Below are 25,460 nucleotides of genomic sequence, written 5' to 3' on the forward strand. Positions count from 1 at the left end.
CGCAGGCAATCACGCGCAGACCAGCTGCACGATACTCGCAGCCGCATCCCGCCCTTCGGCCACCGCGGTGACCACCAGGTCCGCCCCGCGTACCGCATCGCCACCGGCAAACAGCTTTGGGTGCGCGGTCTGATACGGCAGACGGCCGGCACCCCCGGCGAGAATGCGGCCGTTGTTCCCGGCTTCCACGCCCTGCGCGGTCAGCCAGGCCGGTGCGCTCGGCGAGAAGCCGAACGCAATGATCACCACGTCCGCTTCCAGCAGCGACTCGCTGCCCTCAATGGCGACCGCGTTGCGACGGCCCTGTGCATCCGGCTCGCCGAGCTGGGTTTCCACCACGGTCACGCCGATCACTTCGTCATCCGCACCCGCCTCGATCGACAGCGGCTGACGATTGAACAGGAAGCGCACGCCTTCCTCGCGCGCATTGGCCACCTCGCGCGCTGAGCCGGGCATGCTGGCCTCGTCGCGGCGGTAGGCACACGTCACCCGTGCCGCGCCCAGCCGCACCGCGCTGCGCACGCAGTCCATGCCGGTGTCGCCGCCACCCAGCACCACCACGCGCTTGCCTTCCAGGTCCGGCAGCGCCATCTGGTCTTCCCAGCCGGCAATCGGCCGACCCTTCGGGTCGTCGCCACTGACGATGCGGCTGTTCTGGACCAGGAACGGCAGTGCCGGCAGCACGCCCTTCAGATCCTGACCGGGCAGGCCGCCGTCGGTGTAGCGGTACGCGCCGGTGCCCACGAACACCGCGTCGTACTCGGCCAGCAGGGTGTCCATCTCGATATCGCGGCCAATTTCCACGCCCAGCCGGAACTGCACGCCCATGCCTTCCAGCACGTGGCGGCGGCGGCTGATCACCGCCTTGTCCAGCTTGAAGCTGGGAATGCCGAACTGCAGCAGACCGCCGATCTGTTCGTAGCGGTCATACACCACTGCCTGCACGCCGGCGCGCGCCAGCCGGTCGGCGCAGGCCAGACCGGCCGGGCCGGCCCCGATCACCGCCACGCGCTTGCCGGTGGACTCCACCGCGCCCAGGTCCGGCGTCCAGCCGGTGGCCAGGGCGGTGTCGACGATGTACTTCTCCACCGCGCCGATGGTGACCGCGCCGAACTCCTCCAGCGTGCAGCTGCCTTCGCACAGGCGGTCCTGCGGGCACACGCGGCCGCACACTTCCGGCAGCGGGTTGGTGGAATGGCACAGCGTGGCTGCTTCGTGGATGCGGTTTTCCTGCACCAGCTGCAGCCACTGCGGAATGGCGTTGTGCACCGGGCACTTCCAGCTGCAGTACGGGTTGCCACAGTCCAGGCAGCGGCCGGCCTGGTACTGCGCGTCTTCCTTGCCGAACGCGCCGTACAGCTCGCCCCAGTCGCCGGAGGTGCGCAGTTCCACCGGAATGCGCTGCGGCATGGTCCGGGGCAGGTCGAGGAATTGGAAGGCTTGCTTGCGGCTCATGGAGTGACCCTGGAATGCTGGGGTTGCCGGCCAGCGGCCGGCACTACCGGTTTTGTTCTGGCGGAGGTCAGGCGGCGCGGCGCAGCGATTCGGTCAGCGACTCGATGCTGGCGGCCTTCGGTTTGACCAGCCAGAACTTGCCGACGTAATCGCGGAACTCATCGAGAATCTGCTGCGCCCAGATGCTGCCGGTCAGCTCGCGGTGGCGGCTGATCAGCGTATGCAGGTGCTGGCGATGATTCTCGAAGCCCTCGGCGGAAATGCGGTGGATGTCGATCAGCTCGTGGTTGTAGCGGTCCACGAAGTCGCGGTCGATATCCAGCACGTAGGCCAGGCCGCCGGTGAAGCCGGCCCCGAAGTTCAGCCCGACCTTGCCCAGCACCAGCACGATGCCGTCGGTCATGTACTCGCAGCAGTGGTCGCCTGCGCCTTCAATCACCGCCAGCGCGCCGGAGTTGCGCACGCCGAAGCGTTCGCCGGCACGGCCCGCGGCAAACAGCTCGCCGCCAGTCGCGCCATACAGGCAGGTGTTGCCGATGATCGCGGTGTTACGTGCTTCGAAGCGTGCCCCACGCGGCGGACGCACCACCAGGCGGCCACCGGCCATGCCCTTGCCGACGTAGTCGTTGGCTTCGCCTTCCACTTCCAGGTTCAGCCCGCCAACGTTGAACGCGCCGAAGCTCTGTCCGGCGGTGCCGCGAAAGCGCAGGGTCAGCGGTGCTTCGCTCATGCCCTGGTTGCCATGCGCGCGGGCAATGGCACCGGACAGTCGCGTGCCGATCGAGCGGTCGGTGTTGTGGATCAGGAAGCGGTGTTCGCCGCCCAGCTTGCCGGCAATCGCCGGAGCCAACAGCCCGTCCATCTGCGTGGCCAAGCTGTCGGGCGATTCGTACAGGCGCTGCGCGGCGCAGTGGCTGCCCGGGAACGACGCCGGCTTCAGCAGACGGCCCAGGTCGACCTTCACGCCGGGGCGCGGGGCTACTTCCAGCTGCTGCAGCAGGTCGGTACGACCGACGATTTCATCCAGCGAACGCACACCGAGGTACGACAACCAGCCGCGCACTTCCTCGGCCAGCAGGCGGAAGAAGTTCTCCACACGTTCCGGCAGGCCGGTGAAGTACTGCGCGCGCAGGCGGTCATCCTGGGTGGCCACACCGGTGGCGCAGTTGTTGAGGTGGCAGATGCGCAGGTACTTGCAGCCCAGCACGATCATCGGCGCAGTGCCGAAGCCGAAGCTGTCCGCACCCAGCAGCGCGGCTTTGATCACGTCCAGGCCGGTCTTCAGACCACCGTCGGTCTGCAGCAGGGTGCGTTCGCGCAGGTCGTTGGCCACCAGCGCCTGGTGCGACTCGGCCACACCCAGTTCCCACGGCACGCCGGCATAGCGGATCGAGCTGACCGGGCTGGCCCCGGTGCCGCCGTCATGGCCGGACACCGTGATCAGGTCCGCGCCGGCCTTGACCACACCGGCGGCAATCGTGCCGACGCCGGCGTGGCTGACCAGCTTCACCGACACCAGCGCGCTCGGGTTGACCTGCTTGAGGTCGTAGATGAGCTGGGCCAGATCCTCGATGGAATAGATGTCGTGGTGCGGCGGCGGCGAGATCAGGCCGATGCCCGGCTTGGCGTAGCGCAGCCGCGCGATCAGTTCGTTGACCTTGTGGCCCGGCAGCTGGCCGCCTTCACCAGGCTTGGCCCCCTGCGCGACCTTGATCTGCAGCACTTCGGCGTTGACCAGGTATTCGGCGGTGACACCGAAGCGGCCCGAGGCCACCTGCTTGATCTTGCTGCGCTTGTTGGTGCCGTAGCGGGCGGGATCTTCGCCGCCTTCGCCGGAGTTGCTGCGCCCGCCCAGGCGGTTCATCGCAATCGCAAGCGCTTCATGCGCTTCCGGCGACAGCGCACCGAGACTGATCGCGGCGGTGTCGAAACGACGGAACAGGTCTTCGGCCGGTGCCACCTCACTCAGTGGCGTGGGCGTGGGCGCGGCCTTGAGCTGCAGCAGGTCGCGCAGCGCCGACACCGGGCGGCCGTGCACGGCCTCGCAGTAACGCTGCCAGTCGGCCGCATCACCGCTGCGCGCGGCGCGCTGCAGGGTCATGACCACGTCCGGGTTGTACATGTGGTACTCGCCGCCGTGCACGTACTTGAGCAGTCCGCCCACTTCGGGGTGCAGCAGGTCGTTCCAGGCGCGTACGGTCAGTTCGCGGGCTTCATCATCCAACCGGGTGAAGCCCACGCCAGCCACGCGCGAAGCCGTGTCCGGGAAGCACAGGTCGACCACTTCATCGTCCAGCCCGACAATCTCGAACAGCTGCGCGCCGCGGTAGCTGGCCACGGTACAGATGCCCATCTTCGAGATGATCTTGGACAGGCCCTTGTAGATGCCCTTGCGGTAGCTGCGGCCGATCTGCGACTGCTCGCCGCCCTTCTTCAACTGCAGGATGCCGCGACGGCCCAGGTCGAACAGGGTCTGGTAAGCCAGGTACGGATACACCGCGGTCGCACCGAAGCCGAGCAGGCAGGCCATGTGGTGCGGATCGCGCGCGGTGCCGGTTTCCAGAATCAGGTTCACGTCGCAGCGCAGGCCGGCGTTGGACAGGTGATGATGCACCGCACTGGTGGCCAGCAGCGCATGCACCATCGGCCGGTCGGCCACCGGGTAGCGGTCGCTGAGCAGCAGCATGACGATGCCTTCGCGTGCGGCCGCTTCGACCTCCGCGCAGATACGTTCGATACCGGCCTTCAGCCCTTCTTCCAGGCTGTAGGAGAGGTCGATCAGGCGGTTGCGGTCGGTGTACTGCGGCATCTTCAGCAACTGGCGCAGCTTGCGCTGGCTGAGCACCGGCGAATTGAGGATGACGTGGTTCACCGTCTCCGCGCCGGCATGGAAGATGTTGGTCTCCTTGCCGAGCTGTGTGGTCAGCGACATCACGCAGTCTTCCCGCAACGGGTCGATCGGCGGATTGGTCACCTGCGCGAAGGCCTGGCGGAAGTAGTCGTAGAGCGGGCGGCTGTGTTGGCTGAGCACCGCCATCGGGGTGTCGTCGCCCATCGAGCCGGTGGCTTCCTGCTCGGTTTCGGCCAGCGGGCGCAGCACCTGTTCCACTTCCTCGGTGCTGAGCTGGAACAGCTTGTGGTAGCTACGCAGGGTGCGTTCGTCGAACGGTTCTTCGACCAGCGACGGGTCGATCAGCTCGGTCTGCAGGTAGGTCACGCCCTGCTGCAGCCACTGCTTGTACGGCGCACGGCCGCGGTTGATGCGGTCGATGGCATCCGAGTCGAGCAGGTCACCGCGCTTGAGGTCAATGGCCATCATCTCGCCAGGACCCAGCTTGCCCTTGCGCACCACGCGCTCGGCCGGCACTTCCCACACGCCGGCTTCGGAGGCAATCAGGAAGTGGCGGTCGGAGGTCAGCATCCAGCGCGCCGGACGCAGGCCGTTGCGGTCCAGCGTGCAGGCGGCATAGCGGCCGTCGCAGGCGACGATGCCGGCCGGGCCATCCCACGGCTCGCTGTTGAGACCGTAGAACTCGTAGAACGCGGCCAGGTCGGCGTCCTTGAACTCCAGCGACTGCGTCGCCGGCGGCACCAGGATGCGCAGCGCCTGGATCAGCTCCATGCCGGCGCTGACCATCAGCTCCAGCATGTTGTCCAGGCTCTGCGAATCCGAGCCGTGCATCGAGATCACCGGATCGAACTCGGCAATGTCGAAGCGCGGGGTCTTCCACACCTTGCTGCGCGCCTGCGCCCAGCGCCGGTTGCCTTCGATGGTGTTGATCTCGCCGTTGTGGGCGAGCATGCGGAACGGATGCGCCAGCGGCCAGCGCGGCAGCGTGTTGGTCGAGAAGCGCTGGTGGAAGACGATCGCGCTGGACGCCAGGTCACTGCGCTGAAGGTCGGTGTAGAACCGGCTCAGCTTGTCCGGCAGCACCATGCCCTTGTAGCTGATGGCATTCGGGGTGAGCGTGGTGACGTAGAAATCGGCGTGTTCGCGCAGCTGCTGTTCGCTGCGACGGCGTGCCAGGAACAGCGCCAGGGTGAAGCCGGCTTCGTCCTGGCCGGGACCGGCGTCGACGAACAACTGCTCGATATGCGGCAGGGTGTCGCGCGCCAGCTGGCCGCAGACACTCGGGTCGGTCGGGACCACGCGCCAGCCCAGCGGCTGGCAGCCGGCATCGCGCAGGGTCTGTTCAAGGGTGGCGCGGCAGTGCGCGGCAGCGGTTTCATCGTGCGGCAGGAACACCACGCCGGCGGCGTGCTGTGCGCCCAGCGTCAGGCCGGCTTCGGCGGCGAGGGCTTTCAGGAAAACGGTGGGGCGACGCAGCAACAGGCCGCAGCCGTCACCGGTCAAACCGTCGGCGGCGACGCCACCACGATGGGTCATGCGCGAGAGCGCGGCAATGGCGGTATCGACCAGCAAGCGGGACGGCTGGTCGTCGAGCTGCGCCACCATGCCAAAACCACAGGCGTCGCGTTCGTCTTGCGGGTCGTAAAGCCCTTGGCGGTTGCGGGGGGCCATGTCTGCCTCTAAGTCGGGTGAGCGGCGACAGTCGTCCCCGCTCAGTCCGTTTGAGCGCAGCTGAAGGCACCGGATGTTTCGACTAGATCACAGTTGCTGCGACGCCGCAATACACGGTTGCACTCGAAACCAGCGGCGCTGAAAACAGCTGCAGACGCCGCTGGAAACCCGCCCCAATTCAGCCGCAGCGCACGCCGGTGACGACGTTCTTGTCGTCCAGTTCCACGTTCAGGCGCTCACCCAGGAACTCCATCGTGGTCACGTCGTTGGGATGCAGCACACGCACCTGCTTGGCCGCCGAATCCTGTTGCGCCTGGCCTTCCATGCCGTCGCTCCAGGGCTGGCCGATCAGGCTCTGCACCTGGGTGGCGTCGCAGTTGCCGACCGGCGGTGCCTCGGTGGCCTTGCCTGCTTCTGCCGGTGCCGGCGCGGAGGCCTCTTCAGCGGCCTTCTGTGCGTGGGCGGTGGCCGCTTCCTGCTCGTCCATCGGCGGGGCCTTGCAGGCACCGAGCAGCAGCAGGGCGGGAACCAGGGCCGCTCCCATCAGCAGGGGACGGAACGAACGGGGGGCGCGGGAAGACAGAGACGACATCGAGACTCCGGAAGGTGGAAGACCAGGAAGCCATGGAGCATATCGCCAACCAGGGTGTGAGGTGTTTGTCTTCTGTTATTGACGCGCCGGAGGCAACGCGGTCACGACACTGACCTTCCCGGTTCCGATGTCTGTCCATGCCTGTCCGACGCACTGCCACCCCCGAAGCCCAGGCCGCCCGCGCGGCCGGCCTGCGCTATGTCAGCGACGAGCAGCCGGGCATAGCCCGCCGCCGTGCCGGCAAAGGCTTCAGTTACCGCGATGCTGACGGGCATGCAGTGCGCGACGCGGCCACGCTGGCGCGGATCCGCGCGCTGGCGATTCCGCCGGCCTACACCGACGTCTGGATCTGCGCGCTGGACAACGGCCACCTGCAGGCCACCGGCCGCGATGCGCGACGGCGCAAGCAATATCGCTATCACGCCGACTGGGCGCGGGTGCGCGGCGACGGCAAGTTCGACCGCGTGATTGCCTTCGGCAAGGCGTTGCCGGCGCTGCGGCGACGGCTGCGCCGCGACATGAAGCTGCCCGGCTTCCCGCAGGACAAGGTGCTGGCCATTGTGATCTCGCTGCTGGCCGACACCCTGGTGCGGGTAGGCAACCCCGAGTACGCCCGCGACAACCGCTCCTATGGGCTGACCACGCTGCGCAACCACCATCTGGCGCTGGTCCGTGGCGGGCGCGCGCGCATGCACTTCCGTGGGAAATCGGGCCAGGTGCAGGACGTGGAAATCGATGACAAGCGGCTGGTCGAACTGATCCGGCGCTGCCAGCAGTTGCCCGGGCAGGCGCTGTTCCAGTACCGCGACGACGACGGCTCCCTGCAGCCGGTGGATTCGGGGCAGGTCAACGCCTACCTGCGCGACGCCATGGGCGAGGATTTCAGTGCCAAGGACTTTCGCACCTGGGGCGGCACTGTGGCCGCGCTGAAACAGTTCGCTGCGACCGAGTTACCGGACAAGCCCAGCGAGCGCGCATTGGCGACGCTGCAGAAGCAGGTCGTCTGTGAAGTGGCCACCCTGCTGGGCAACACGCCCTCGGTGTGCCGCAAGGCCTACATCGACCCCAGCGTGTTTGAAGGCTGGCGTGCCGGCAGCCTGGCCAAGCTGGCCGGCCTGCGCGGCGAACGCCAATGGGAAGCGGCCACGCTGCGCTTCCTGCGCAGCGCCCGGAGGGTGGCAAAAGCGTAGAGCCGGGCTTGCCCGGCTCCGACTACCCGCAATAAACAGCCGTAATGTTGTTCGTCCGCCCGGTCTCAATGGTCAACCGCTCACCACCCGTTTCCGCCCCCGGCGACGGATTGGCCACCCCACTCGCGGTGGCCCCGGTCTCCGCCTGACGCGATCCGATCACCTGCACCTGCAGGCTGTCGCTGTCCACCCGCGCGCGTTCCACGGTGGCATCGGAGGCGGCCAGCCCAACCGCACCGCGCACCTTGTCCACATGGCACTGGCCGGAGATCACGTCGTCGATGGGTTGAACACTGGCGACCTGGGAGGTGCTGCAGGCGGAAAGGGCAGTCAGTGCAATGAGTGCGAGCAGGGGACGGAACATGGGGGCAACTCCAAGGATACGTGTCCACACGATGCCGCTGCCCGCGTCTGCGGCAGATGAACGTACACGGCAGACCGACATGCCGTTCACCGTCGCTGACCAGCGCGGTGGCGACACTTCCAACGTATCCGGACACGCAACGAAGGAGCCGCGCATGGCCACGGCCAAAAAGACCCGCACCGCCCCCACGGCTGCCCGCCAGCGCCGCCTGCAGGATCAGGAGAAGGTCAAGGACGCCCACGCCTCGAAGAAAAGCGCGAAGAAGGCAACCCAGGCCGGCTCCCGCAGGCAGCCGGAGAACATGCCGGCCCAGCATCTGGCCAAACCCGGCAACGAGCACGAACTGCAGCTGCAGCCCCGTTTCCTTGCGCCCGACTACGTGGGCAGCGGCAAGCTGCAGGGCAAGCGCGCCATCATCACCGGTGCTGACTCCGGCATCGGTCGCGCGGTGGCGGTGTTGTTCGCGCGCGAAGGCGCGGACGTGGCCGTGCTGCATCTGGATGAGGACGAAGACGCTCGGATTACCCGCGAACATGTGGAGGCCGAAGGCACCCGTTGCATCGTCATCAAGGGCGATGTCCGCGATTCCCGCTTCTGCGACAGGAGCGTGAAACAGGTGGTCAAGGCCTGGGGCGGAGTGGACATCCTGGTCAACAACGCCGCTTTCCAGCTGCACTGCCATCGCCTGGAGGACCTGGAAGACGCGCACCTGCAGGAAACCCTGCAGACCAACATCGCCGGTTACATCCAGATGGCTCGTGCGGTGCTGCCGCATCTGGAGGAGGGCGACTGCATCATCAACACCGGTTCTGAAACCGGACTGTTCGGCAGCAAGTCGCTGATCGACTATTCCTCGACCAAGGGTGCCATTCACGCCTTTACCATGGCATTGGCCAGCCAGTTGCTGCCGCGTGGGATCCGGGTCAACGCCGTGGCCCCCGGCCCGGTGTGGACGCCGTTGAATCCCGCCGACAAGCTGGCTCCTGATGTGGCCGAGTTCGGGAAGAACAGCGACATGGGGCGTGCCGCGCAGCCGGAAGAGCTTTCGCCGGCCTACGTGTTTCTTGCCTCGCCGATCACTGCCAGCTACATCAGTGGCGTGGTGTTGCCGGTGATGGGCGGGCCGCACGGGTGAGGAGCAGCCGGGCAAGCCCGGCCCTACGTCCGGACTTGGATTCCCCCACCGTCGTCGCGCAGCAGCGCAATATATTGAGAGTAGCTGTAGTTCTGATTTCTTGCCCGTCCGCTGGTCTCCACCAGGACGTTCACTTGCTGGAGGGTTTCGATCGCCTTGGCTGCGGTTGGAAAAGAAACACCGAGTACTGCTCGGGCATGATCGACTGACAGCCGGGGCATCGTCGGCAGCAGTTCGAACAGGCGAAACGCTGTGAGTGTGGTGGTTGCACACGACAACACCCGCTTGCGGTCCTCCGCGATAAGAGCAGCTACGCGCACGATGCTGTGCTGCGCGTCCTCAGCGGCCGCCTCGACAGCTTCCAGAAAGAAGGTTACCCACCCCTCCCAATCACCTCTTACCCTGATGGCGTTCAGCCTTTCGTAGTACTCAAGCTGGTGTGATTTCAGGTACCCGGAGACGTAGAGCAGAGGTTCGGGAAGCAGCTTCCACGCTTCAAGAAGAACGGCAATCAACAGGCGTCCAATGCGGCCGTTGCCGTCCAGAAAGGGATGGATGGTTTCAAACTGCGCATGAACAAGCGCGATGCGTACCAGAGGCGGAATCTCCGACGCATCCTGAGGAAGGTAGTTTTCCAGCGCATGAAGTGCCTGCGGAACCAGATGTGGAGGCGGCGGAATGAACCGCGCAGTCGCTGGACGGCTACCGCCTATCCAGTTCTGACTGCAACGCACGCCGCCTGGGTTTCTGGCCGCGCCCCTTACCCCCGTCATCAGCAAACGGTGGGCATCTGTGAGCAGCCGTATCGACAGCGGCAACCCGCGATCACTACGCAGCTCATCGCGCGCAAATCTGAATGCGCGAAGGTAGTTTGTGACCTCTTCGACATCATCCGCATTGGCCACAGCAAGGCCCGCCTCGCCGTCAAACACGTCGGTCAGAGTTGCCTGCGTGCCCTCAAGCTGGGACGTGAGCAGCGCTTCCCGGCGAACTGCGCTGTAGATCAACCACTCACTGGAGGCCACCAGTCCAGTCATGCCAGACAGGCGTGCCAAGGCAACTTCCGCCCTGCGGTTTGCCTCGAGGTAACAGTTTGGGTCCAGTGCTGGATCAGCGGGAGGCAAACCATGCGGTACAAAGGCCTGGATCGCTTCACCCACGACGGTAGTGTTCACATAGGAACCTGTGGTCCTGATCATCGTGGCTGCCTCGGACACCGGATAGGCGCTAGTAAAGGGCATTTAAACAACGCTCCTGGTTATTAAAGCATCCTTTAACAATGGTGCCAGAGGCGCAGTCGGGCTTTCATAAAACGCGCATTGACCGTTCGTCGGCCGGCATCCTCCGGCACTTGACGACAGTTGTAGTCACGGGCATGGTGGCGACACGTGTAGTCATCGGAGCGTGTCATGCGTGGGAAGACCATCGGGGACCAGGAACTGGCCCTGCTGCAGTACATAGCGGAACAGGAAACGGCCAGTGTCGGCGAAGTGGCTGCCGGGTTCGGTGAGTCGCGCGGGCTGGCCCGCTCGACCGTGCTGACCATGATGGAACGCCTGCGCGGCAAGGCTTACCTGACCCGCGAGCAGGTCGACGGCGTGTACCGCTATGCCGCCACCGGCGAGCAGGACACGGTGGTGCAGGGCGCGGTGGCCAGCTTCGTGGAAAAGACCCTGCAGGGCTCGGTATCGCCCTTCGTGGCCTTCATGTCGCACAAGGCGGAAGTGAGTGATCAGGAACTGGCTGAGCTGGAAGCCCTGGTGGCCCAGTTGCAGTCGCGTCGGCGGGAGGGCTGAGCGATGGAAACGATGATGACCGAACTGCTGGTGCGGCTGGGTTGGACCAGCTTGCAGAGCGCCGTGCTGGTGGCGCTGGTGTGGGCGGTGTGCCGGTGGCTCCCACGACTGCCCGCCGCCACGCGCTGCCGCCTGTGGTGGCTGGTAGCGCTGCAGGCGGTGCTGGGGTTGGTGTGGAGCAGCCCGCTGGAATTGGCGGTGCTGCCGGCTCCTGACATCAACACCGCCGTGATGGCCGCGCAGCCGATGCTGCAGCAGGCAACGGCACTGGCCCCGATGGCGGTTGAAACTGCGCTGCCTTCCAGTTTCGCGCTGGTTCCGGCGGCAGACGCCCCGGCGTGGCCGCTGCTGGTGTTCGCACTGTGGGCGTCGGGCGTGCTGCTGATGCTGGTGCGCAGCGTACACGCCTACCGGCAGAGTCGCGCGCTGGTGCGCAATGCCGTCCCGTGCACTGACGATGGCCTGCAGCAGGCACTGCAACTGGCAGCCGAAGCGCATGGCCTGACGCGTGCGCCGCAGCTGAAGATTTCCGCGCAGATTCGTTCGCCGCAGCTGATCGGGCCGTGGAATCCGGTGCTGCTGCTGCCGGCGCACGAGCTGCCGACGATGGCCGCTGACGACCTGGATATGGCGCTGACCCATGAGCTGGTGCATCTGCAGCGCCGTGATCTGTGGTGGGGGCTGCTGCCGGCACTCGCGCAGCACCTGCTGTTCTTCCACCCGCTGGTGCACCTGGCGGCCCGCGAGTATTCGCTGGCCCGCGAGGAAGCCTGCGACAGCGCGGTGGTGGCCGGCCATGGGCACTGCCGCCATGACTACGGTCGCCTGCTGGTGCAGCTTGGTGTGGCTCCGCGCCCGGCGGTCGGCGTTGCAAGCGCGTCGCCGAACTTCCGCAGCCTGAAGCGACGTCTGCAGACCCTGCAACAGACCGGCACGCTGCCGCGTGTGGTGTCGGTCGGGGTGACCGCCCTGTTCGTGCTGGTTGGCGTGGCTCCGCTGCGACTGGTGGCCGCCGTGCCGCTGCCACCACCCGCTCCGCCCGCACCGCCGGCGCTGGCCGCGCCCGCCGTTCCGGCCGCGCCGGCCGCGCCGGCTGCACCCGCAGCTCCTGCCGTGCGCGCCATGCCGGCACCGAGCGGTGTGCCGGCTCCTGCGCCTGCCCCGAAACCGGTCGCCGCTCCACGCCCACCGGTAGCGCCTGCAGCCCCGGCCGCCCCCCTGGCTCCTCCGGCACCGGACGCTGAGACGCGTTCCGTCACCCGGACCCACATGGTCACCACCGGTCGCCTGGATCTGTCGCACCAGCCGCCGCAGGCCTTCGTGCTGCTTGACCGGGAAAACAGTTTCTTCGTCGACGGTTCGATGGCCGACATCGAACAGGCCAAGCGCGATGCCAGTGGCAGCAACCGCGTGCTGTGGGCGCGGCGCGGCAACCAGCGCTATCTCATCAATGATCCGGCGTTGATGAAGTCACTCACCCTGGCGCAGCAGGAGGTCGCAAAGCTGGGACATGAGCAGGGGCTGCTCGGTACCCGTCAGGGTGAGCTGGGCAAGCGCATGGGCGAAATCTCCCTGCAGGCCAGCCGACAGGCGATGGCGTCACTGGATGCCGCCGAAATGGCCAACCAGGCCGCACGCCACGCCAGCGCGCAGGTGGAGGCAGAAATGGCGACGGTCGGTGCGAAGCAGCAGCAGGCGCTGGCTCGCCAGCAGCAGGGTCTGGCGCGTGAGCAGCAGGCGCTGGCACAGCAGCAGAGCCAGGTGTCGGCGAAGATGGCGCGTGACATCCGCAGCGCGATTGATCAGGCCCTGGCCAACGGCACCGCGCAATCGTTGCGCTGAAGGGAGGGGGCGTGGTGACACGAATGACGTGTCACCACGGAGGTCGGGACGCGCCATGCGCGTCCGCGCGGTCCGAACGATCAATTACACCCGATGCGCTCGATCCGGTTCTGCGCATCCACATGGATGGTCAGACGGTCCTCGCGGAAATCCATGGTCACCGCCATGTTCGGCTTGACCACGCGCGCATGTTTGGCTCCGCTGTCCTTGACCGCCTTTTCCACCGTCGCCGCATCGGCGACCTTGCCGACCAGACCCTCCACGGCCTCGGGCCGGCACGGCGTAGGCGTGCTACCCACCGGCACCGGGTCAACCACCGCCTGCGGCGGCTCTTCGGCATTGCTTTTGGGTGGCTGGCTGCAGGCAGCCAGGGGCAGTGCACAACTGACCAGCAGCAACAAAGAAAGGCGCATGGCAAGCTCCTACAAGGTGGTGGTGCGCACAGCATGCACCGCCCTGGCTGCACCTGATGTCAACAGCATCGCGATCCCGTAGTGCCGGGCCTTGCCCGGCACCGAAGCGCCCGCGAAAGGCCAGCCTCTGTAGAGCCGGGCTTGCCCGGCTGCGGGTCGGTGCGGAAAGCAGCCGGGCAAGCCCGGCTCTACAGGCGTACCCGCCAGCGGCCGGATATCTACGACTGCAGCGCCAGCGTTTCCCGCTCGCGCTGCTCCTCGGCTACCAGCCGCAGCATCAGCTGGGCCAGGGTCACCACGTCCTGGTGGTTGTGCTCGGCGACGCGGCGCAGATTCACCGCGCTGCCGCCGCGCAGGTAGTTCAGCCACGCCGCTGGCGCTTCCGAGCCGGGCAGGTCGTCCTCGCGCACGATCTGCAGCAGTTGCCGCTCGATGGTGGCCAAGCGGCAGTTCTCCCAGGTGCCGCGATAGCGGCGTCGGGTCGGGAACAGCAGGTCCACATGGTCCAGCGCACTGATCGGTTCGCGCTGACGCGCCAACCGGTACCGGGTCTTCAGCAGCGGTGCGTCGTAACACCGCCCGTTGTAGCTGCAGAAGACCGTGGACGGCTGCAGCCAGCTGGCGAAGGTGCGCAGCATCGCGGTTTCCGCGGCCATGGTGGTCATCAGCAGCTGGCGGATGCGCAGGCCGGTGCCGCGCCCGGCATCGTGGTGCCAATCCGCGGCACCGATCATGAACGCGCGCGTGCCAGTACCGCCGGCCAGACCGGTGGTTTCGGTATCGAAGAACAACAGATCCTGCGGCTGCACGGCTTCGCCTTCGCGGCGCGCGAATGCCAACGAAAGCGGCGCAGTGGGAATGGCCTGTGGCAGGAAGGCTTCAATCAGGAACAGTCCGTCGGCGATCTGCTCGCCCGGCACGTGACGGTCCTGTTCGGATGCGCGCGGACGTGCGCTGGCAGTTCCGCGCTCGCGCAGACCGAGCAGGCGATGCAGACCGCCGACATCTGGTTTGCGCAGTGCGGGTGCGGGTGCGGGTGCCGCGGGGGCGGCCGGCGGTGCGGCAACGCCGGTCGGCTTGTGCTTGATCTCCTGATCGACCCAGGCAAATACGGAATCCGGCGCAGGCTTGCGCGCACGCGCCTCATTGGCCGCCGGCGGCAAGGCAGGTTCCGCTGCAGGCGACGTTGGTGCGGGCGTGGACGCCGATGGCGACGCCTGCGTGGCATCACCGGCCTGTCGCCGCAGCAGGCGCAGCTTGTCCAGGCTCAGGCTCAAAACGGCACGACCTCCACGTCAGCGTGGTGTGCTGCGTCGGGCAACGCCTGCGCATCGAACAGGTCCAGTACTTTCAGGGCCAGCGCCTTGGGGGTGGTTGCGTCTTCTTCCTGACCGGCCAGCACCGGCCCCACGCAGGCCGGGCAGCCGGCGCGGCAGTCGCAGCGCTGCACCAGCTCGCGTGCGCGCAGCAGCAGTTCGGCCTGTCGCGTCCACAACGGCTCGCTCAGGCCCACGCCGCCGGGGAAGTTGTCGTACAGGTACACCGTGGGTACGAACTGCTGCTGCAGTTCAATCGCACTGGCATCGAACTCGGCACCGCGCAACTGGCCGCGGCCGCTCTGGTCGGCCACCGCGAACCACGCACCGTCTCCGTTGCCCACCGCCTTCTGCAGGTCGCGGGCATCGGCCATCACCGCCACCGTGGCCACGATGTGCAGGGCGTAGGCCGCGCCCAGGAACCCATCCAACGCTTCCTGTTTTGAATCGAATGCAGTCAGCAGCAACGCCTGCGGCAGCTGCCACCACACCGCCGTGGTGTGCAGTTCCTGATCGGGCAAATTGACCGGGCCGTAGCCGATGTTCTCGTGCGTGTAGTAGCGGATCTTCTTGTAGCCGGCCACGCGCCGCACCACATGTACTTCGCCGTGGTGTGAATCGCCACGACCGGCCACGCAGCCGTCAAAGCGGTCCAGCACCTTGAGCTTGGTGAAGTCGATGCTGTCGGTGTAGTAATCCACATGGGTTCGGGTGACGTAGGCCTTGCGGCCTTCCCAGTCCAGTCGTTCCACCTGGTAAGGCGTGGACTGCACCATATGGATCGCGCCTTCGTACAGGGTCAGCGCGGCAGCGGAGTAGTCGACTTCGGCGATGATCTGCTGCTTGCCGTCGCTACGGTCCACCACCACGAAGTTGCCGTCGGCCACCGAACGCAGGCTGACCGCGTTGGCCGGGTAGCTGTCGGCAATCCACTCCCAGCGGTCGCCCTCATGATGCACCACTTCGGTTTCCGCCAGAGCCTCCAGGAACACCAGCGGATCGATCGGACCGAACGGGTCGCCGGCCAGGAACGGCAGTTCGAACGCGGCGCAACGGATGTGGTCGAACAGGATCAGCGGCTGGTCCGGTGCGATACGCGCATGCTCCGGCGAGGCGTCGGCAAAGAAATCAGGGTGCCGCACCACGTACTGGTCCAGTGGCTGCGAACTGGCCACCATCACGCCCAGCGCGGGCTGCTGGCGGCGACCGGCGCGGCCGAAGCGCTGCCAGGTCGCGGCCACGCTGCCGGGGTAGCCGTTGAGCACCACCACGTCCAGGCTGCCGATATCCACGCCCAGCTCCAGCGCCGAGGTGCTGACGATGCCGTCAATGTTGCCGGCGCGCATCGCGCGTTCGGTCTCACGACGTTCGGTCGGCAGATAGCCGCCACGGTAGGCGCGGATGCGCGCGGGCTTGCGCGGGTCGTGGTCGAAGATGTCTTTCAGGTACTTGGTCAGCACTTCGACCATCAACCGGCTCTGCGCGAAGATCAGTGTCTTCAGGCCGGACTTGATCGCAATGCGCGCGATGCGGTTGCTCTGCGAACGCGCCGAGGCCCTCAAGCCCAGGTCGGCGTTGACCACCGGCGGGTTCCACAGCAGCACATGCTTGGGGCCACTGGGCGCACCGGATTCGGTGATCGCAGTGACCGGTGCCTCGATCAGCCCTTCCGCATGCGCCTTGGGGTTGCCGATGGTCGCCGAGCACAGAATGAACTGCGGCTCCACGCCGTAGAACGCACAGATGCGCTTGAGCCGGCGCAGCACGTTGGTGACATGACTGCCGAACACGCCGCGGTAGGTATGGACTTCGTCGATGACCACATAGCGCAGGTTCTCGAAGAACTGCGCCCATTTGGTGTGATGCGGCAGGATGGCCTGGTGCAGCATGTCCGGGTTGGAGACCACGATGTCGCCGTGCAGGCGGATCGCCTGCCGCGCATCGCCCGGGGTGTCGCCGTCGAAGGTAAAGGCTTTGACGCCGAGATCGCCGGCGCGGTTCAACTCCAGCAGCTCGGCGACCTGGTCCTGGGCCAGCGCCTTGGTCGGGAACAGGTACAGGGCCTTGGCATTGCCCTGCATGGCCGCACTGACCACCGGCAGGGTGTAGCACAGCGATTTGCCGCTGGCGGTCGGGGTGACGATGGCGACGTGCTCGCCGCGCTGGGTGGCGTCCCAGGCTTCGGCCTGGTGGCTGTACAGCTGCTCGATGCCGCGCGCCTTCAATGCGGCGGTGAGCGCGGCGGGCACATCGGCCGGAATCGGCGCGTAGCGGCCCTCGCGACCGGGAATCGTAAAGCTGCCGGTGATGCGGTCGGCATAGCGCCGTTGCAGCCGTGCGGTCAGCAGCGCGCCATCCCGCGAGGGCAACCCCTCGGTGGTGGACAACCGGCGCTCGGCGTCTTCGGTGCGCTTGGCGAGTTCGTAGGCCATGGAAAAACGGTCTGCAAAGGACAGCAGATAAGCATATCGTCGTCTCATATCCCGAGACACCGCTGCCTCGGCTTGCGGCGCGCCTCCGGCAGCGCCGGCCGTTGGCCGGCCCACGCGGTGCCTGCATCCACGTGAGCTGAAGCATTCATAAAAAACGAAATCTGAAGCCCCCATCCGTATCCTTGCTCGAGGATGCAAGGTCACGGAGCGGCAGAAGTGGCAACACGTGCAATTCAGGCAATAGCATTGGCCAGCGCGCTACTGGTCGGCACAGCACATGCCCAATCGCCGCCTGTCACCCCACCGGTCGAACCGCCAGCGGCCACAGCGACCACACCGGCGGCCAATAACGACAACGTCACCACCCTCGGCGAAGTCCGCGCCGTCAAACCCGAAGACGAGCCGCTGGACCTGTACCGCTTCAAGAACCCGGTGCAGCCCGCCCCGAACCGCTTCAGCCGCACCTGGAGCGAGCCGCCATCCCCGGAACAGGTCAGCCTGAGTGGCGGCTACCTGATGATGGGCATCAACGCCGCCCTCGGCGCAGCCGGCAAGGGCATCCACAAGCTGACCGGCGGCCGCGACCAGATCCAGTCGGCCACCGCCCGCCCGCCACCCGAGCTGACCGAAGCGCAGCAGCAGCGCGCCCTGCAGCATCAGGACGGCACGCCGTAGAGCCGGGCTTGCCCGGCTGCTTTAAACGGCCGGTCGCCGTCGCTCCAACCACCACAGCAGCCCTGCCACGGCGACGAACGCCAGCAGCCAGGGCCAACGCGGGCCGGGGACCGGCACAGGCGAACCCGAGGGGGCTGCGCCGGCCCGCGTGAGTCGCTGTGCCGTGGTCTGCCGCACCTGCTGGCGATGCAATGACGCCGCGCCTGCCGGATCAAACACGTAGACCGACTGCGCTGCCTCACCCTGCTTCAGTTGATGCCAACCGGCGGCGGTGGGCCAGTAGCCCGCGCAGCGCTGCCTGCCGCTGGCCGGATCGATCTGCAACGTCACCTTGCCACCTTGCGGATCAATCATCTGCGCGCCGTCGGTGACCTGGCAGATCGACATACGCTCGCCAGACCACGGCGTGGTCGCTTCGACACGCGCCGCAACGTCGGCTGGTAGAGCACGCGCCACCTGTGCGAACACCGACGACCACAGTTCGGCATAACGATCATCGCGACCGGCCAGCACCAGCCGGTAGCTGTCGCTGATCGGCAGCACGGCCACGCGCCCGCGTCCCACGCTGCGCCAACCGCCCACGGGCTGACCCTTGGCATCCTGCAGCATCGCTTCCGCGCCGGAGGTGCTTGCGTCGAACCGCTCCAGCGTCGGTGGCACGCTGCTGTGCGAGGCGGCATTGGCTTCATCGATGTAGGCGGTGCTGTCAGTCGCGGCGCGTGCCGGCCCTCGTCTCGCCTGCAGCAGCGAACCTTCCGGGTCGGAGGGCAAGCTGAGCGGTGCCGCGCGCGTGCCGCCGCTGACCGCCACGCCCCAGCTGCGCAATGTCTGCCGCGCGCTGTCGCTCAACGGACCACTGCTGCGAACCAGAACGCCGAGCCCATCGCGCAGGGCCTGCTGGATCAGACTGCGCTGTGACGCGCCCAATGCTGTGACACTGCGCTCGTCGAGCACCAGCACATCCGTGGCGGCCAAACGCGCCGCCGTCAGCGCTACCGGTGCATCACCGAGCATCACCCCACCGCCGGCACTTGCCTGCATCTGCACGGTCAAGCCGGTGTCGGTGGCCCAGCGCCGCAGGTACTTCCATTCCGGGCCCGGCGCGGCCGCCAGCATCAGCACGCGCGGTGCCGGCTGGGCCACGGTCTGCAGCGGCACCGGCACGCTGTCCACGGTGTGCTGCTGGGCATCGAGCAGGCGCAGGGTGAATTCGCTGCGGCCGGCGTCGCGGGCGCTGCCTTGCAACCGGACGTTGCCCTTCGCATCGAGCGGTGCGCGATCCACCACCACGCCGGCCGGATCCAGCAGTTCGGCGCGTGCGTTGGCGACATCCTGCGCGCGCGCGTCAACGGCGAACAATCCGCCCGGAGCGGTGATCGCCGGGGGCTGCAGGTCCACCCAGCCGCGTGGGGCGGGCGCAGGTTGAAGGGTGACGTGCGCGGGCAGCGCGGTGTCGCGGTCACGTGCGGCCAGGCCGTCGCCGACCAGGGTCAGGGTGCTGCTGCCCGGGTGTTGGCGCAGGGCGCTGGCGAGGTCGGGCGCATGCGGAGTGCCGGCGGGGGCGTTGGCTTCCGGCAGGGCGATGACCGTGGCGTTGGGGGGAAGGGTGCCCGCCGAGCTGGCGTTTGCGGTCAGTACGACCAGGTGGCCGGCCTCTGCATTGCGGGTGGGCGGTTGCAGGGTGAAGTAGAGGAGGGCGGCGGCCAGGGCCTGCAGGAGGAGCAGGATGGGTAGGCGTAGACGGTTACGCGCGGAGAGCAGCCGGGCAGAGCCCGGCTCTACGAGGCGAAGGCTTGCGGTGAGGACAATGACGACAAGCGCGAGGGCGATCCAGAGGGAAGTGCTCATCGGGTTCCCTCCAGCGCATCCAGGTAGCGTTGCGCCATCGGATCGGGCGCTTCCCGACGCTGCACCTGCGGCGACGGCCGCAGCAGGGCGCGCCACAGCTGCGCGCGCAGGGTGGCGCGGCAGGTGCTGCAGTCCGGGGTCAGGCGCAGTTCTTCAATGGCCGCCGCGAGGCTGAGCGGATCGGTGAGGCGCGACTGGTTGCGGCCCAGCCAGGTGCTCAGCGCATCCAGGTCCGGCGTGTTGCCAGCCTCGCCCAATTGCTGCCAGACCGCGACGATGGCCGGGTCGGGTGCCTCCAGCGGCGCAATCGACAATGTGCGGCTGCCCAGGTCGTCGCGTTTGCCGCTCATGCGGCGGCCCTCGTCGATCGGCGGCAACTCCGGGCCGACCCGCGCCAGATAGATACGCTCGGCCTGCTGCACCTGTTTGATGAATTCCAGCGCCTTGTACGCGAAGGGCAACGCCTGCTGCGGGCGGCCCTGGCGCAGCTCGCCCTCGGAGGACCACATCTGATCGAGCGCGGCCTTCAATGTCGCGCGGGTCTGTGGGTCGAGCAGCGTTGCCGCTTCGGCATGATCGTGCGTATGGCCGTACTCGCTGAGCACGTCGGTGGCGCTGCCGAACACCGGCTGGCCTTCTGCCTTGGGCGCGCCATGATCGTGGTCGTCATGGCCACCGGCGGCGTGTTCGTGATCATCGCCATGGGCATGGTCGTGATCGTCATGGTTGTCGGCCGGTGCATCGCTGGTGGGCAGGCTGTCGCTGGTCGGCGGTGGTTTGGCCGCGCCTTCCGCTTCCTCCCCCAGGAACTGGCCATAGCGCAGGCGCAGGATGCGCTGGTCCACGCCGATGGCATCGGAGCGTTTGACGAATTCCTCGGCCGACAACGCGGGCCGCGCTTTGATCAGCGCTTCGGCGTCGATGATGATCTGGCGCTGGCTGCGGAAGTACGCCGGCAGCGTCTTCTTGACCATCCCTTCCATCGCCTCACCCAGCACCTGTTCCTCACTGGGCAGGCGCAGAATCAGGCTGGTGCTCTGCGCAGTCTGTGCCTTCGGGGTGTGGTTGTCGCGCACGTGCAGCTGCGCGATCACGTCGTTGCCCGGCTGCGCACCCAGCGCGGCGAGATCCAGCGTGCGCGCAAAACGGCGCAGGGTGGCCGGGCCGCTGCCGGTCAGGGGGATGCGCTGCTCGCGGAAGGTGATGTTCTCGCCACTGCCCTGGGCCAGGGTGACCTGCAGTTCGGCCGTCGCGGCAACACCGAAGTCGTCGCTGGCTTCGAACTGCAGCGCCCACTGACGCTGGTTGGGGGCCGCCAACACCAGCGTCCGGTCGGGCGTGATCACGCGGACGCTGGGCGGCCGGTCCGGTGCCACGTCCAGTCGGTACAGGCGCGGCTGCACCAAAGCCGGTTCGGTGACGATGCGATACAGCGTGGGGCGGGTGGCCTTCCATTGCGCAGTCCACGCTTCGCCGTCGCGCTTCAATGCAATGCGGCTGCCGTCATGCAGCTGCAGCGCGGCCGAGGTGGGCGTGCCATTGAAGCGCAGTGACCACGACAGGGCGCTGTCCTGCGCCATCTTGGCATCCAGCGCTGTCTGCGTGCGTACCGCCTGACCCGTATACGCAGGTGCCTGGATCTGCAGGCGTGAGGATTGCAGGCGTGTTGCCACCGCGCTCACAGCATCGGCAGCGGCCGGATCGCGCAGCGCCGTCGTGGACATGCCGTCGCGTGGCCAGCCCAGTGCCAGCGCGATCACCAGCAGCCCACCCAACCAGCCCAGCAGCAGACTGCGCCACGGCCAGCGCGGTCGCAGGTCCGGCATGGCCTTACCGAGCGCCTCGTGCAGACGCGCGCGCTGCCGCAGTTGCAAGGGATTGAGTGCATCCGTCGAGGCGAACAGCAGGTCGCTGCTGTCCTGTACGACCGCGTGGTTGTCGAGCTGTCGCACCAGCCAGCGGCGGTCCAGCTGGCGGGCCTTCCAGGTCGCAAGGCCCACCACCAGCAACAGGCACGGCAACGCGATGGCAGTGCCCAGGTTGAGCCCGGCCAGCCGCACCGCCACGGCGGCGGCGGCCAAGGCGAGCGGAAGCAGCAAGGCGAGGGTGATCCATGCCTTGCGGCGGCGTGCCTGCTGCCACGCGCGCTGCACGGCGATCATGCCGGCCTCCCGCGACGTATCGAAGTCGCCATCCAGCGCTCCACAGCGAACAGCAGCACAACCAGGGCCAGCAGCCAGAAGCTCAGATCCAGTGGTTGCGCGGCAGGCGGTGCGGCACCGGTCAGCGGTTGCTGTGTGACCGCAGAGGCAACCTGCGGCACCGGCACAGGCTGCAGCAGGTCGAGCAACCGCCGCGGAAAATCGGCTTCGCGCAGGATCGGCAGCGTGGCCGGCGACAGGCGCTGGCCGAAGCGCAACACCTGGCCGCGCCCCAGCGCATGGCGGGTCATCGCGACGTTGCCGCTGGCATCGCGCAGCACCGGCACGCCGTCGCCCGGCGCTGCGGCAGCAGCGGTGACCAGCACGCTGCCACCGTTCTGCACCCAGGTCTGCCAGGTGGCGGGCAGGGCGGCATTGTCCAACCACACGCCAACCTGCCCCGTGGCGGGTGCTTCATCACCGGCCATTACAGCGGATAAGGGCTGGCCGTTCCACGCACGCTGCACGGCCTCCAGCACGCGCTGTGTCTGCGCGTCGTCGGCGGTACCTGCCACGCGCAGCAGCGGTGCATCAGAGAACGCGGCAACAGCTGGCAATGGATGGCGCACGCTGCGCCAGTCCACCAGGCGCGACAGGCGGGCGCGTTCCCCATCCAGTCCTGGCATCGGGTCAGGCACATACACCGTCAGTGCCGCACCGGCCGGCATGGCCTGGTCCAGCTCGCGCAGCAGGCTGGCCAGCGGCTGCGGCCCGGTGGGAGCCGGTTGTTCCAGCGAAGGGAACCCAGGTGCGAGCCAGCGGCCCTCGCTGCCGTCATCCACCGACGGCGGTGTCAGGCCCGGGGTGACCACGACCCACGGGGCGGTGGGTGTCGCCGCGCCGTGCAGCAGCGGCTGTGCCAGCAGCAGCGCCAACACCGTCAGCAACAGCAGACGCACCAGCAGCAGTGGCCACTCATCGAAGCGGATACGCTGCCGCGGCTGTGCCTTGGCCCGCAGCCAGCGCAGCGCCGCAAAGTCGAGCGGCGCGTAGTGGTGTCGACGGGCGAGGTGTATCAGCAGTGGCACCACCAGCGCTGCCAGGGCCAACAGCCCCAGCGGGAACAACAGCGACAGGCTCATCGGGCGCTCCCGGCCAGCTGGCGCAGCGGTGCATCCAGCGGCTGGTCGGTATGGGTCACCACATGGGCGATGCCGCCACGCTGCAGGCGCGCCTGCAGCACTGCCTGTGCTTCGGCAAAGCGAGCCAGATAGTCGGCCCGGACCGCGCGGCCGTCGCCAAGCAGTTCCTCGCCGATTTCCGGATCGCGGAAGCGATGCCCGTCGGTGAACGGGAAGTCGCGCTCGTCAGCGGTCAGGATCTGTACCTGCATCACGTCACGGCGGGCGGCGGCCAAGCGCTCAAGCAGGACGGTACCGGCCTCGTCGAAGCCGTCGCCCAGGGCCACCAGCAGGTCGGTGGACTGTACGCGTTCCCAGACCGGACGCAGGGCCTCCGCTGCGGGCCAGCGGCCCTGCGCACGCAGGCGATGCAGCAGCAGATGGATGCGGTCGCGCTGGCGCGCACCGCTGCCGGCGGCCACCACCTGCACGCCGTCGCCGTTGACTGCGATCAGCCCGAAGCGGTCGCCCTGCTGCAGGGCCAGTTCCACCACGCATGCGGCGGTGGCGTTGATGTGGTCCAGGCGCGAGCGCTCGGGACGCGCGCGGTCGCGCTGGCCCGCCGACGCGGTGGCATCCAGCAGCAGCCACACGGTGACCGGACTCTCGCGCTCGGATTCGCGCACGAAGAAGCGATCCGAGCGCGCGTACAGCTTCCAGTCGATCTGGCGCAGCTCGTCACCGGGCTCGTAAGCACGGTACTGCGCGAACTCCAGACCCGCGCCGCGGCTGCGACTGGCGTGTTGGCCGATGCCCTGCGCTCCGCTGGCACGACGCGGCAGCAGCCGCAGCGCCTTCAGGCGGCTGCGAACGTCGGCCGGGATCGCAATCGGGGCGTGCGCGTTCACTGCGTTCTCAGGCGGGGAAGGGCACGGCCTGCAGCAGCGCGGCGATCACATCGTCGGCGCTTTTCTGTTCGGCCTCAGCCGCGAACGAAAGCAGCACGCGGTGACGCATCACCGGCGCGATCAGCGCCTGCACGTCGTCGCGGGTGGCGGCGAAGCGTCCCTGCAGCAGCGCCCGGGCTTTCGCCGCCAGTACCAGCGACTGTCCGGCGCGCGGGCCGGCCCCCCACTTGATCCAGTGGTTCACGGCCTGCGGCGCGCCCTCGCCGGGGCGGCTGGCACGCACCAGCCGGGTGATCCAGCTCAGCACGTCCTCACTCACATGCACCTGGCGTACCGCCGCCTGCAGCGCCAGCACGTCGTCGGCCTCCAGCACCTTCGGAACCTTGGCGCTGGCGCTGCCGGTGGTCTGCACCAGAATGTCGTGCTCTTCCTGTTCGGTCGGGTAGTCCACCCGCACATGCAGCAGGAAGCGGTCCAGCTGTGCTTCCGGCAGCGGGTAGGTGCCGGCCTGTTCGATCGGATTCTGCGTGGCCAGCACGAAGAATGGAGCGGGCAGGGCGTGGGTGGTGCCGGCGTAGCTGACGGTGCGTTCCTGCATCGCCTCCAGCAGTGCCGCCTGGGTCTTGGGCGGGGTGCGGTTGAGCTCGTCGGCCAGCAGCAGGTTGGTGAAGATGGGTCCCTGCTGGAAGCGGAAATGCCGATGCCCGGTGCCGTGGTCTTCCTCCAGCAGTTCGGTCCCCAGAATGTCGCTGGGCATCAGGTCGGGGGTGAACTGCACGCGCCGGAACTGCAGTTCCAGCGCCTGACCCAGCGAGCGCACCAGCAGGGTCTTGCCCAGCCCCGGCGCGCCTTCCAGCAGTACATGGCCACCGGCCAGCAGGCCGATCAGCAGCTGCTCGACGACGGCGTGCTGGCCCACCACGGCCTGGCCCAGTGCCTCGCGCAACGGCTGCAGCTTGGGCAGAAGATCATCAATCCGGCTGTCGGTATTCATTGGGTACCCGTATCTAATTGTTCAACGCATACATCACGATATTGACCGCGAACTTCGTGTTGTCCTCAGCCAAAAACCGCTTGTTGCGCCAGTCGTAATCCCATTCGCAACCGTAATCCTTGTTGCTGTACAACACGCCCAGTCGCCCATCGACCTCGATGCCTTTCAGATAGTCGTGCACCAGGTCGTCACCCCAACCATTGAGCTCGAAGCCAGTGGCCGGCGGTCCGTCGGGAAACCGGAAGAAACTCCGATACAGCGCATGGTTGTTGGGAAGCTTCTTCAACGCCGAAGGTCCAAACAACTTGGCCATCTGCGCTTCGAACGATTTGGCGAACAAGCCATCAATGTCGTGATTGCAGTCATCCACGAACACAAACCCGCCATTGCGCACATAGCGCACGAAGTTCTGCCGCTCAGCCGCATTGAACTCCACCAGCTTGTGCCCGGCCAGATAGCAGAACGGCGCTTCCAGCATGCGCGGGTCCGACAGCGCGATGACATGCTCGGTCGGGTCCACCCGCAATGTGGTGTAGTCGATCAGCGAGGTGATGACGTTGGACGGCATGCGTGCGTCCACGTCCCAGTCGCCGGAGTCGTACTTCAGGCGGGTGAACCAGAAGTCGTAGCGCCCGGCCTGGGCGCGGGCGAACGAGGGCAGTGCCGCCAGCGCGGCACCGCCCAACATCAGGCGCAGGAACTGCGCCCGGTTCATG

General features: G+C 67.3%; 19 protein-coding genes. 5 read left to right on the forward strand and 14 right to left on the reverse strand.

Annotation, left to right across the window (positions count from 1 at the left end):
- Window positions 1-9 precede the first annotated feature (9 nt).
- From PDM29_RS07590 to PDM29_RS07600, 3 genes are all read right to left on the reverse strand, one after another.
- Window positions 10-1,455, reverse strand: coding sequence for an FAD-dependent oxidoreductase (locus tag PDM29_RS07590; protein ID WP_311193243.1), 1,446 nt, complete (start codon window positions 1,453-1,455; stop codon window positions 10-12).
- 67 nt (window positions 1,456-1,522) lie between these two features.
- On the reverse strand, window positions 1,523-5,977 hold the full coding sequence (gene gltB / locus PDM29_RS07595; protein WP_311193244.1) for a glutamate synthase large subunit: 4,455 nt from the start codon (window positions 5,975-5,977) through the stop codon (window positions 1,523-1,525).
- 178 nt (window positions 5,978-6,155) lie between these two features.
- A complete protein-coding gene (locus tag PDM29_RS07600; RefSeq protein WP_425508727.1) occupies window positions 6,156-6,569 on the reverse strand; it encodes an I78 family peptidase inhibitor in 414 nt (137 codons plus the stop codon).
- A gap of 137 nt (window positions 6,570-6,706) precedes the next feature.
- Between PDM29_RS07600 and PDM29_RS07605 the strand changes: the two genes are divergently transcribed.
- Window positions 6,707-7,759 carry a DNA topoisomerase IB gene (locus PDM29_RS07605; protein WP_311193245.1) on the forward strand — a complete coding sequence of 351 codons (1,053 nt, stop codon included), beginning with the start codon at window positions 6,707-6,709 and terminating at the stop codon, window positions 7,757-7,759.
- A 22-nt stretch (window positions 7,760-7,781) separates the two neighbouring features.
- On the opposite strand, the gene PDM29_RS07610 is transcribed toward PDM29_RS07605, so the two are convergent.
- Complete coding sequence (locus tag PDM29_RS07610) at window positions 7,782-8,123, reverse strand: hypothetical protein (RefSeq protein ID WP_311193246.1); 342 nt, start codon at window positions 8,121-8,123, stop codon at window positions 7,782-7,784.
- A 154-nt stretch (window positions 8,124-8,277) separates the two neighbouring features.
- Between PDM29_RS07610 and PDM29_RS07615 the strand changes: the two genes are divergently transcribed.
- Window positions 8,278-9,258 carry an SDR family oxidoreductase gene (locus PDM29_RS07615; protein WP_311193247.1) on the forward strand — a complete coding sequence of 327 codons (981 nt, stop codon included), beginning with the start codon at window positions 8,278-8,280 and terminating at the stop codon, window positions 9,256-9,258.
- A gap of 23 nt (window positions 9,259-9,281) precedes the next feature.
- On the opposite strand, the gene PDM29_RS07620 is transcribed toward PDM29_RS07615, so the two are convergent.
- On the reverse strand, window positions 9,282-10,499 hold the full coding sequence (locus tag PDM29_RS07620; RefSeq protein ID WP_311193248.1) for a Fic family protein: 1,218 nt from the start codon (window positions 10,497-10,499) through the stop codon (window positions 9,282-9,284).
- A 168-nt stretch (window positions 10,500-10,667) separates the two neighbouring features.
- Here PDM29_RS07620 and PDM29_RS07625 point away from each other — a divergent pair, with 168 nt between their 5' ends.
- Both PDM29_RS07625 and PDM29_RS07630 read left to right on the forward strand, forming a co-directional pair.
- Window positions 10,668-11,054 carry a BlaI/MecI/CopY family transcriptional regulator gene (locus tag PDM29_RS07625; RefSeq protein WP_311193249.1) on the forward strand — a complete coding sequence of 129 codons (387 nt, stop codon included), beginning with the start codon at window positions 10,668-10,670 and terminating at the stop codon, window positions 11,052-11,054.
- 15 nt (window positions 11,055-11,069) lie between these two features.
- Window positions 11,070-12,896: a M56 family metallopeptidase gene (locus tag PDM29_RS07630; RefSeq protein WP_311193250.1), complete on the forward strand. Its 1,827-nt coding sequence runs from the start codon at window positions 11,070-11,072 to the stop codon at window positions 12,894-12,896.
- An 80-nt stretch (window positions 12,897-12,976) separates the two neighbouring features.
- On the opposite strand, the gene PDM29_RS07635 is transcribed toward PDM29_RS07630, so the two are convergent.
- From PDM29_RS07635 to PDM29_RS07645, 3 genes are all read right to left on the reverse strand, one after another.
- Entirely contained in the window at window positions 12,977-13,309 is a 333-nt protein-coding gene (locus tag PDM29_RS07635) for an I78 family peptidase inhibitor (protein WP_311193251.1), read from the reverse strand.
- Between the two features lie 218 nt (window positions 13,310-13,527).
- Window positions 13,528-14,586, reverse strand: coding sequence for a ribonuclease H-like domain-containing protein (locus PDM29_RS07640; protein WP_311193252.1), 1,059 nt, complete (start codon window positions 14,584-14,586; stop codon window positions 13,528-13,530).
- A complete protein-coding gene (locus tag PDM29_RS07645; RefSeq protein WP_311193253.1) occupies window positions 14,583-17,057 on the reverse strand; it encodes a DEAD/DEAH box helicase in 2,475 nt (824 codons plus the stop codon). The genes PDM29_RS07640 and PDM29_RS07645 overlap by 4 nt, the downstream gene beginning before the upstream one ends.
- 192 nt (window positions 17,058-17,249) lie before the next feature.
- Here PDM29_RS07645 and PDM29_RS07650 point away from each other — a divergent pair, with 192 nt between their 5' ends.
- Complete coding sequence (locus PDM29_RS07650; protein WP_425508728.1) at window positions 17,250-17,732, forward strand: hypothetical protein; 483 nt, start codon at window positions 17,250-17,252, stop codon at window positions 17,730-17,732.
- A 21-nt stretch (window positions 17,733-17,753) separates the two neighbouring features.
- Here the strand turns inward: PDM29_RS07650 and PDM29_RS07655 are convergent, their stop codons facing one another.
- The 6 genes from PDM29_RS07655 to PDM29_RS07680 are packed head-to-tail and all read right to left on the reverse strand — an operon-like array spanning window position 17,754 to window position 25,459.
- Window positions 17,754-19,580, reverse strand: a complete 1,827-nt coding sequence (locus PDM29_RS07655) for a hypothetical protein (RefSeq protein ID WP_311193255.1) — start codon at window positions 19,578-19,580, stop codon at window positions 17,754-17,756.
- Entirely contained in the window at window positions 19,577-21,742 is a 2,166-nt protein-coding gene (locus PDM29_RS07660; protein WP_311193256.1) for a hypothetical protein, read from the reverse strand. Before PDM29_RS07660 ends, PDM29_RS07655 begins: the two co-directional genes overlap by 4 nt.
- On the reverse strand, window positions 21,739-22,863 hold the full coding sequence (locus PDM29_RS07665) for a BatA domain-containing protein (RefSeq protein WP_311193257.1): 1,125 nt from the start codon (window positions 22,861-22,863) through the stop codon (window positions 21,739-21,741). Before PDM29_RS07665 ends, PDM29_RS07660 begins: the two co-directional genes overlap by 4 nt.
- The gene (locus tag PDM29_RS07670; protein ID WP_311193258.1) at window positions 22,860-23,750 is read right to left on the reverse strand and encodes a DUF58 domain-containing protein; all 891 of its coding nucleotides are present in this window, start codon (window positions 23,748-23,750) and stop codon (window positions 22,860-22,862) included. Before PDM29_RS07670 ends, PDM29_RS07665 begins: the two co-directional genes overlap by 4 nt.
- Window positions 23,751-23,757: 7 nt before the next feature.
- Window positions 23,758-24,744: an AAA family ATPase gene (locus PDM29_RS07675; RefSeq protein ID WP_311193259.1), complete on the reverse strand. Its 987-nt coding sequence runs from the start codon at window positions 24,742-24,744 to the stop codon at window positions 23,758-23,760.
- A 13-nt stretch (window positions 24,745-24,757) separates the two neighbouring features.
- Window positions 24,758-25,459 carry a DUF4159 domain-containing protein gene (locus tag PDM29_RS07680; RefSeq protein ID WP_311193260.1) on the reverse strand — a complete coding sequence of 234 codons (702 nt, stop codon included), beginning with the start codon at window positions 25,457-25,459 and terminating at the stop codon, window positions 24,758-24,760.
- Window position 25,460 lies beyond the last annotated feature (1 nt).

The organism is Stenotrophomonas oahuensis (assembly GCF_031834595.1).
Lineage (GTDB): Bacteria > Pseudomonadota > Gammaproteobacteria > Xanthomonadales > Xanthomonadaceae > Stenotrophomonas > Stenotrophomonas oahuensis.

What these genes read in the sequence shown, in the direction of transcription:
- PDM29_RS07610 (WP_311193246.1), bottom strand. Translation starts at nt 8,123, where the DNA reads ATGTTCCGTCCCCTGCTCGCACTCATTGCACTGACTGCCCTTTCCGCC.
- PDM29_RS07680 (WP_311193260.1), bottom strand. Translation starts at nt 25,459, where the DNA reads ATGAACCGGGCGCAGTTCCTGCGCCTGATGTTGGGCGGTGCCGCGCTG.
- PDM29_RS07600 (WP_425508727.1), bottom strand. Translation starts at nt 6,569, where the DNA reads ATGTCGTCTCTGTCTTCCCGCGCCCCCCGTTCGTTCCGTCCCCTGCTG.
- PDM29_RS07625 (WP_311193249.1), top strand. Translation starts at nt 10,668, where the DNA reads ATGCGTGGGAAGACCATCGGGGACCAGGAACTGGCCCTGCTGCAGTAC.
- PDM29_RS07675 (WP_311193259.1), bottom strand. Translation starts at nt 24,744, where the DNA reads ATGAATACCGACAGCCGGATTGATGATCTTCTGCCCAAGCTGCAGCCG.
- PDM29_RS07605 (WP_311193245.1), top strand. Translation starts at nt 6,707, where the DNA reads ATGCCTGTCCGACGCACTGCCACCCCCGAAGCCCAGGCCGCCCGCGCG.
- PDM29_RS07615 (WP_311193247.1), top strand. Translation starts at nt 8,278, where the DNA reads ATGGCCACGGCCAAAAAGACCCGCACCGCCCCCACGGCTGCCCGCCAG.
- PDM29_RS07590 (WP_311193243.1), bottom strand. Translation starts at nt 1,455, where the DNA reads ATGAGCCGCAAGCAAGCCTTCCAATTCCTCGACCTGCCCCGGACCATG.
- PDM29_RS07655 (WP_311193255.1), bottom strand. Translation starts at nt 19,580, where the DNA reads ATGAGCACTTCCCTCTGGATCGCCCTCGCGCTTGTCGTCATTGTCCTC.
- PDM29_RS07620 (WP_311193248.1), bottom strand. Translation starts at nt 10,499, where the DNA reads ATGCCCTTTACTAGCGCCTATCCGGTGTCCGAGGCAGCCACGATGATC.
- PDM29_RS07630 (WP_311193250.1), top strand. Translation starts at nt 11,070, where the DNA reads ATGACCGAACTGCTGGTGCGGCTGGGTTGGACCAGCTTGCAGAGCGCC.
- PDM29_RS07645 (WP_311193253.1), bottom strand. Translation starts at nt 17,057, where the DNA reads ATGGCCTACGAACTCGCCAAGCGCACCGAAGACGCCGAGCGCCGGTTG.
- PDM29_RS07665 (WP_311193257.1), bottom strand. Translation starts at nt 22,863, where the DNA reads ATGAGCCTGTCGCTGTTGTTCCCGCTGGGGCTGTTGGCCCTGGCAGCG.
- PDM29_RS07650 (WP_425508728.1), top strand. Translation starts at nt 17,250, where the DNA reads ATGCAAGGTCACGGAGCGGCAGAAGTGGCAACACGTGCAATTCAGGCA.
- gltB (WP_311193244.1), bottom strand. Translation starts at nt 5,977, where the DNA reads ATGGCCCCCCGCAACCGCCAAGGGCTTTACGACCCGCAAGACGAACGC.
- PDM29_RS07660 (WP_311193256.1), bottom strand. Translation starts at nt 21,742, where the DNA reads ATGATCGCCGTGCAGCGCGCGTGGCAGCAGGCACGCCGCCGCAAGGCA.
- PDM29_RS07635 (WP_311193251.1), bottom strand. Translation starts at nt 13,309, where the DNA reads ATGCGCCTTTCTTTGTTGCTGCTGGTCAGTTGTGCACTGCCCCTGGCT.